The organism is Psychromonas sp. (genome assembly GCF_983033635.1).
Window position 1 is genome coordinate 16,182 of record NZ_CEZLMY010000049.1, and the last position, 6,879, is coordinate 23,060.

Sequence of the window (6,879 nt, forward strand, 5' to 3'; positions counted from 1 at the left end):
TTACTTCATTTTTGGTAAAAGCAGATTTAAAGTAATTGCCACTAAACCACACAGGCTGACACCTTGTAAACTAAACGCGCCAAAACCAAATGCCATACCGCCGATACCAAACACTAATGTCACAGAAACAATACATAAGTTACGTGGATTAGAGAGATCAACCTGATGACGAATTAAGGTATTCAAACCAACTGATGCGATAGTACCAAACAGTAAAATCATAATGCCACCCATCACGGCTGTTGGAATGGTTTGTAATATCGCCCCAAATTTGCCAACAAATGCCAGACAGATTGCAATCACAGCCGCCCATATCATAATTTTAGGGTTGAAGTTACGCGTTAACATTACCGCACCAGTCACTTCACTATAAGTTGTGTTTGGCGGACCACCAAATAATGATGAAACACTGGTTGCAAGCCCATCACCAAATAATGTGCGGTGCAGCCCCGGTTTTTTAAGAAAATCTTTCCCCGTTACGTTACTGATAGCTAAGATATCCCCAACATGCTCAACCGCTGGTGCAATAGCAACTGGGATCATAAATAATACCGCATGCCAGTTCCATTCGGGTGCAACAAAGTTTGGCATACTAAACCAAGGCGCAGCAACAATTGGCGAGAAATCAAGTACACCAAAGAAAAGTGATAAAAGATAACCGACAATAACACCACAGAAAATAGGTACTAATTTAAAAATACCTTTAGCCATGGTTGATACTAATAACGTTGTTAGCAGTGCGGAAAAAGAGATGATCATCGCTGTATTTTGCTCAATGATAACAAAACTACCGTCACCCGCTTTACCGATTGCCATATTTACCGCAAGTGGTGCTAGCCCTAAGCCAATCACCATAATTACAGGACCGACAACAACTGGCGGCAATAAACGATGAATAAAATCAACACCACGTAGTTTTACGGCATATGACATCAGCATATACACCACACCCGAAACAAATAAACCAGACATAGTTGCTGGTATGCCCCAAGTTTGAATGCCGTAAGCAATCGGCGCTATAAACGCAAATGAAGAGGCTAAAAATATTGGCACTTGTCCTTTTGTTACTAATTGAAATAGTAACGTACCAAGACCTGCTGTAAACAGGGCAACATTAGCATCTAACCCTGTAATTAAAGGCATTAATACCAATGCACCAAATGCCACAAATAACATTTGTGAACCGGCTATAATTTGTTTCACTACATTTAAATTTGCAGTGATATCCTCAACAGGTTCATTTAAGTTCAAATCTAATTCTTGAGCTGAATTAGTCGGCATGTTGTTCTCCAAAATGTTTATCCATTATTTATTACAATAACTGTTTATTTGGTGCCGAAGATCTTATCACCAGCATCACCAAGCCCAGGTACGATGTAGCCGTTCTCGTTAAGGTGATCATCAATTGAAGCTGTGTAAACTTCAATATCAGGATGAGTCTCTTCTAGTGCTTTCAGACCTTCAGGTGCAGCAACAAGAATTAATACTTTAATATTTGTGCAGCCATTTTTTTTAATTAAATCTAAAGTCGAGATCATTGAACCACCTGTTGCAAGCATTGGATCAACAACTAATGCTAAACGCTGGTCAATTTGATTAACTAATTTAGAGAAGTAGGGAACAGGCTCAAGCGTTTCTTCATCACGGTAAATCCCAACAACACTTACTTTTGCACTTGGCATATGCTCTAACACACCATCCATCATGCCCAAGCCTGCACGTAAAATAGGAACAACAGTCGCTTTTTTACCTTTAATTTGTTGTACTTCTATTTGACCGTCCCAACCTTGAATGGTTACATCTTCAAGTTCCAGATCTTTAGTCGCTTCATAGGTTAATAAGCTTGATACTTCACGTGCTAATTCACGGAAACGCTTAGTACTGATATCCCCTTCACGCATTAAACCAAGTTTGTGCTGAACTAATGGATGTTTAACTTCAACTACTTTCATTTTTTTCTCCAAATTAATATAAATTTTAAAATCGAGCAATACTAACAAAACAGCAAACTCAAAAACAGTTAAATTACAATTAATAGCAAATTGATTAATTAATTTCTTAACGGGAAAGAATTTAATCAAATTTACATTATTTTATTATATAAAAAAAGGGCTAAAGATTTTCATCTTTGCCCTTTCGCAAAATCACCTAATACCTTTAATTATTATTTAAATTGGTAGCACCAATTTGATGAATCGACAGATCTGCACCATTGAACTCATCTTCTTCGCTCAAACGAATAGGCATAAACTGGTTCACTGATTTGTAAACAATAAAACCACCAATTAATGCAACTAAAACACCCGCAAGCGAACCAATTAGCTGGCTAGTGAAAGTAACGCCACCTAAACCGGCAAAGCTTTCCAAACCAAAGATACCGGCTGCAATACCCCCCCATAAACCACAGACGCCGTGTAGAGGCCACACACCTAATACATCATCGAAGCTTGTGTATTTATTTTGCACGTAGGTAAATAACCAGACAAACAAACCACCAGCAATTAAGCCGGTCACTAATGCTCCGATTGGATGCATTATATCTGAGCCGGCACATACCGCGACGAGTCCTGCTAATGGTCCATTATGAATGAAACCCGGATCCTTTTTGCCAATAACTAATGAGCTAATAATACCACCGACCATCGCCATTAAAGAGTTTATGGCAACTAAACCGCTAATTCCTTCAATCGCTTGCGCAGACATTACGTTAAAACCAAACCAACCAATTGATAAAATCCAGGCGCCTAATGCTAATAGGGGGATATTTGACGGAGCAAATGCCACCACTTTTCCGCCTCGGTAACGGCCATTTCGGCTACCTAAAACACAAATAGCAGCAAATGCAATCCAACCACCCACCGCATGCACTACAATCGAACCTGCAAAATCATGAAATTTAGCCCCAAAAGTTGCCGACAACCAATCTTGGAAAGCAAAATTATCATTCCAGATAAGACCTTCGAAAAATGGGTAAACTAAAGCAACACATAAAGCGGCCGCGATTAACATAGGATTAAAACGTGCGCGCTCAGCAACACCACCTGAAATAATCGCAGGAATAGCGGCTGCAAATGTCATTAAGAAAAAGAACTTAACTAACTCATAACCGTTATTTTCAGCTAAAACTGCAGCACTATCAAAAAAAGTGACACCGTAAGCTAACCAGTAGCCGAAGAAAAAATAAACCAGTGCCGAAACTCCAAAATCAGACATAATTTTAACTAAGGCATTTACTTGATTTTTATGACGCACTGTACCAACTTCCAAAAATGCAAAGCCGGCATGCATGGCAAAAACCATGATTGCCCCCAATAAAATAAACAGTGTATCGGCACTACTCACCAGTGCAGTTACATGATTTTGAACAGATTCCATTCTTTCCTCTTCTTTCAGTTAAAAAATTAACAAGACCTTAACGTATCAGGTCACAGATTAAAAATATTTTAGCCAGTTAATCGACAAAAAACGACAAAAGCTTACATAAAATCAAAAAACAACGAAATATGGAAAAGTACAAGTTCAATAACAGTTAGCATAAATTAAAAAAAAGCCTGTTACTTTGCTGTAACAGGCTTTCTCTATATCAAAGAATTAGGTATAACTAAACTTTGATTATATGCTGACTCTGATCTAAGCGACTTACACGAGCGCGAATTTTCGCTTCAAGTTGGTCGATGACATTATTATTATCGAAACGCTCTCGTTGTCGTTTACCATCTTCATAATAACCACTTTTATTTTTACCACCGGTAATGCCTAAATCAGAAATTAATGCTTCACCAGGGCCATTGACTACACAACCAATAATGGATACATCAATTGGCGTAATAATATCTTCAAGACGCTCTTCAAGCGCATTTACCGTTGCAATAACATCGAACTCTTGGCGCGAACACGTCGGGCAAGCGATAAAGTTAATGCCGCGACTACGGATACGTAACGATTTTAAAATATCAAACCCGACTTTAATCTCTTCCACAGGATCCGCCGCTAATGAAACGCGAATGGTATCACCAATACCTTGCGCCAGTAACATGCCTAAACCCACAGCAGATTTTACCGAGCCACTGCGCAATCCGCCCGCCTCGGTGATGCCTAAATGCAGAGGCTGTATTATCTGTTTGCCAAGTAACTGATATGACTCTACCGCTAATAGTGCATCAGATGCCTTAACGCTCACTTTAAACTGATCAAAGTTAAGTCGGTCCAAAATATCAACATGACGAAGTGCAGAGTCAACAAGTGCCTGCGCGGTTGGTTCACCATACTTTTCTTGAATATCTGCTTCCAGCGAGCCGCCATTTACACCAATACGAATTGGAATATTTTTATCTCGCGCACAATCAACAACACTACGAATACGCTGTTCATTGCCTATATTACCTGGGTTAATACGCAAACAATCAACGCCATACTCTGCAACTTTTAAGGCGATACGGTAATCAAAATGAATATCGGCAATCAGTGGAATATTTGCCTGTGCTTTAATCTCTTTAAATGCTTCAGCTGCATTCATAGTCGGTACAGAAACACGTACAATATCTGCCCCAACCGCTTCTAGGCGTTTAATTTGCGCAACAGTCGCGGCAACATCCGTGGTTAATGTATTCGTCATTGATTGTACAGTAATGGGTGCATCACCGCCGACAGGAACATTACCGACCATAATCTGTTTTGATACACGACGGATAATTGAAGAAGAATGGCTCATAATGGTTTTACTCTTTGTAGTTCAAGCTTTATTCAGAAATAACGTTTTCAAGATAATTATTGCGGAATACTAAATCGCGTAGTGCGACCCACTGCAAATTCACGTTCTAATATTTTATCTTGGTATTGTATTTCAACGACACTCGGATCGCCTAATTTTAGTTGAAATGGTGCGGCACCATTAACGGTTAATAAAGAACCTTTTTTATATAAATCAAATGCAAGACGTTTACCCCTTGCATCAAAAATTTCCGTCCAGCAGTCCGCAGAAAAAGTTAATTGTAGAGATTCCATGGTAACAGCAGTTTGCTCAAGCATCTGCTCAGGGCTTGTTTTGTCCAGCGAAGCATCATCTGTAATAACTTGCTTGTTTGTTATAAGAGCGTCTTTTTCTGTTGTTTCCTGCATCGTTAAAAGATCAGCTTCAGGCTGCTCTTCAACAACTGCCGCAGCGATCGTTTCTTTGACGATTTCAGCTTCAGTTTGTATTTTATTTTTTGCGACTATATCTGTCGCGGGTACAATATCCGCAGCTTCTGACTCAACACTAATCTCGTCTTTTTCTTGTGCAGCAGTTATTATATTGACTTCAGCAAATGAGCCTTCACTACTGAATTTTGTTTCTTCAATATCTGGATTCACAGGCGTATTTTCAGTGAAGAAACCTTGTTGAAGCGCTAACAGATAGATACAAACAGCTATTATGGTAATTAACAATAACCACAATAACTTGGATCGTTTTTTTACTGGAGGCGGAATTATCATTGGCGAACGCAAGTTTACCTGTGCCTTTTGACACGGAGACAAATCCTGATATTCAATAAATTGGTTGAGTTTATCTAAACCAACTAATTTAGCATAATTAGTAAGATAGCCACGTAAATAAATGGCCGGATATTTTTGACTTTCGATCGTATTATCAAGATCATCTTCAATATCCCGTACCGTGCACATAGCTAAATTTAACTGTTCAGCAACTTCTTCAACGGACAGTGAAGCGAGTAACCTTGCGTCTTGTAATGCTTGCCCAAGTGGGGCTATGATAGTTTGCTCTTGGTTATTCATAGTACTCATGATTCAAATAATCTAAGGCTTGTTGAGATTCAGGAAACTCTTCTAATAATTTCCCCGCGTATTTATTCATACTTGCATTTTTCTCTGTTGCATAACTCAAACGGATCCATTGCCATAAATATTCCGCTGAGGTTTTACTTTTCTTTTGATAATTAAACAGATTTAAACGTGCTGCTTTATAATCTTTTTTGTTGATATTTAAGTTTGCTAAAGAGAGGTTTAAATAGGATTTGTTAGGGTTATGAGATAACGCATATTGATAATAATATAGCGCTTTGTCGAGCACACCAGCCTTCTCAGAACAAACACCTGCATTTTCATAAGTATTAGCAACTGCAGAATAAGTTGACTGCTCCAAAGCGGTTAAAAAGGCATCTTCAGCTTCTTGATAGCGCGCTTGTTTGCATAAAAACGTACCGTAATTATTGTAAGTATCCGGGTTTTCACTATCAAGTGACAAGGATTTTTTATATAGCGCCTCTGCTTTATCATATTCCTTTACGCGTTGATAATAATAAGCAAAAATACGATAAATATTGGCATCATCTGGTTGGTATTCTAAGGCTTTTTCAATATTTTCTTTGGCCTGCTGCATATTGTTTCTTTGCAGATAGAGAAGCGCTAATTTAACACGGGTATCGGCAGCACCTTGAGGATCAAAAGCCATTTTTTGCCCAGCACCGGCATTTTTTGTGGTAACGGATGTTTCCGTCGATACACAAGCAGAAAGCAATACAATAAATGAAATAATAACAAGAGTTTGGCGCATAAATTCCTCAATTAACAAAACCGGCTCACACAAACTTTGTGTAAAACAGGCGTTACTACATTGTGAACGATATTGCACCCGGTTGCATCCGTTTTTTGGTGGTTATTGAACCTCGATCATTGCATTATACCCATGATACCTCAAGGTGCTTTATCAGGACTCTGCTCGGAGACCAGAATAAGGCACAGTATGAGGGCCTTTCGAGCGATTAACTGCGTTAATCCTCTATCGGTAGATGTAAATGCAAGCATTTAACATCTTGAATGGTTGCTCCCTTATCGAATGCTGTAACGCAATACTGGTTTTCGAGCTGAGCCCCCGCAGGG

Annotated in this window: 6 protein-coding genes; all 6 read right to left on the minus strand. The window is 39.0% G+C overall.

All coding sequences use genetic code 11. The features are described 5' to 3' along the window. Positions 1-1,281 carry a uracil-xanthine permease family protein gene (locus tag AC4GME_RS08765; RefSeq protein ID WP_490376399.1) on the minus strand — a complete coding sequence of 427 codons (1,281 nt, stop codon included), beginning with the start codon at positions 1,279-1,281 and terminating at the stop codon, positions 1-3. Positions 1,282-1,325: 44 nt separating this feature from the next. Continuing rightward, positions 1,326-1,952 (minus strand): uracil phosphoribosyltransferase, encoded by a 627-nt coding sequence (upp, locus tag AC4GME_RS08770; protein ID WP_490376398.1) that lies wholly within the window; start codon positions 1,950-1,952, stop codon positions 1,326-1,328. A gap of 205 nt (positions 1,953-2,157) precedes the next feature. Then, positions 2,158-3,375: an ammonium transporter gene (locus AC4GME_RS08775; protein ID WP_490376397.1), complete on the minus strand. Its 1,218-nt coding sequence runs from the start codon at positions 3,373-3,375 to the stop codon at positions 2,158-2,160. A gap of 226 nt (positions 3,376-3,601) precedes the next feature. Then, positions 3,602-4,711, minus strand: a complete 1,110-nt coding sequence (gene ispG, locus AC4GME_RS08780; RefSeq protein WP_490376396.1) for a flavodoxin-dependent (E)-4-hydroxy-3-methylbut-2-enyl-diphosphate synthase — start codon at positions 4,709-4,711, stop codon at positions 3,602-3,604. Positions 4,712-4,767: 56 nt separating this feature from the next. After that, positions 4,768-5,775 (minus strand): RodZ domain-containing protein, encoded by a 1,008-nt coding sequence (locus AC4GME_RS08785; RefSeq protein WP_490376395.1) that lies wholly within the window; start codon positions 5,773-5,775, stop codon positions 4,768-4,770. Continuing rightward, positions 5,768-6,553, minus strand: coding sequence for a type IV pilus biogenesis/stability protein PilW (gene pilW / locus AC4GME_RS08790; protein WP_490376394.1), 786 nt, complete (start codon positions 6,551-6,553; stop codon positions 5,768-5,770). The genes AC4GME_RS08785 and pilW overlap by 8 nt, the downstream gene beginning before the upstream one ends. Positions 6,554-6,879: the final 326 nt, after the last annotated feature.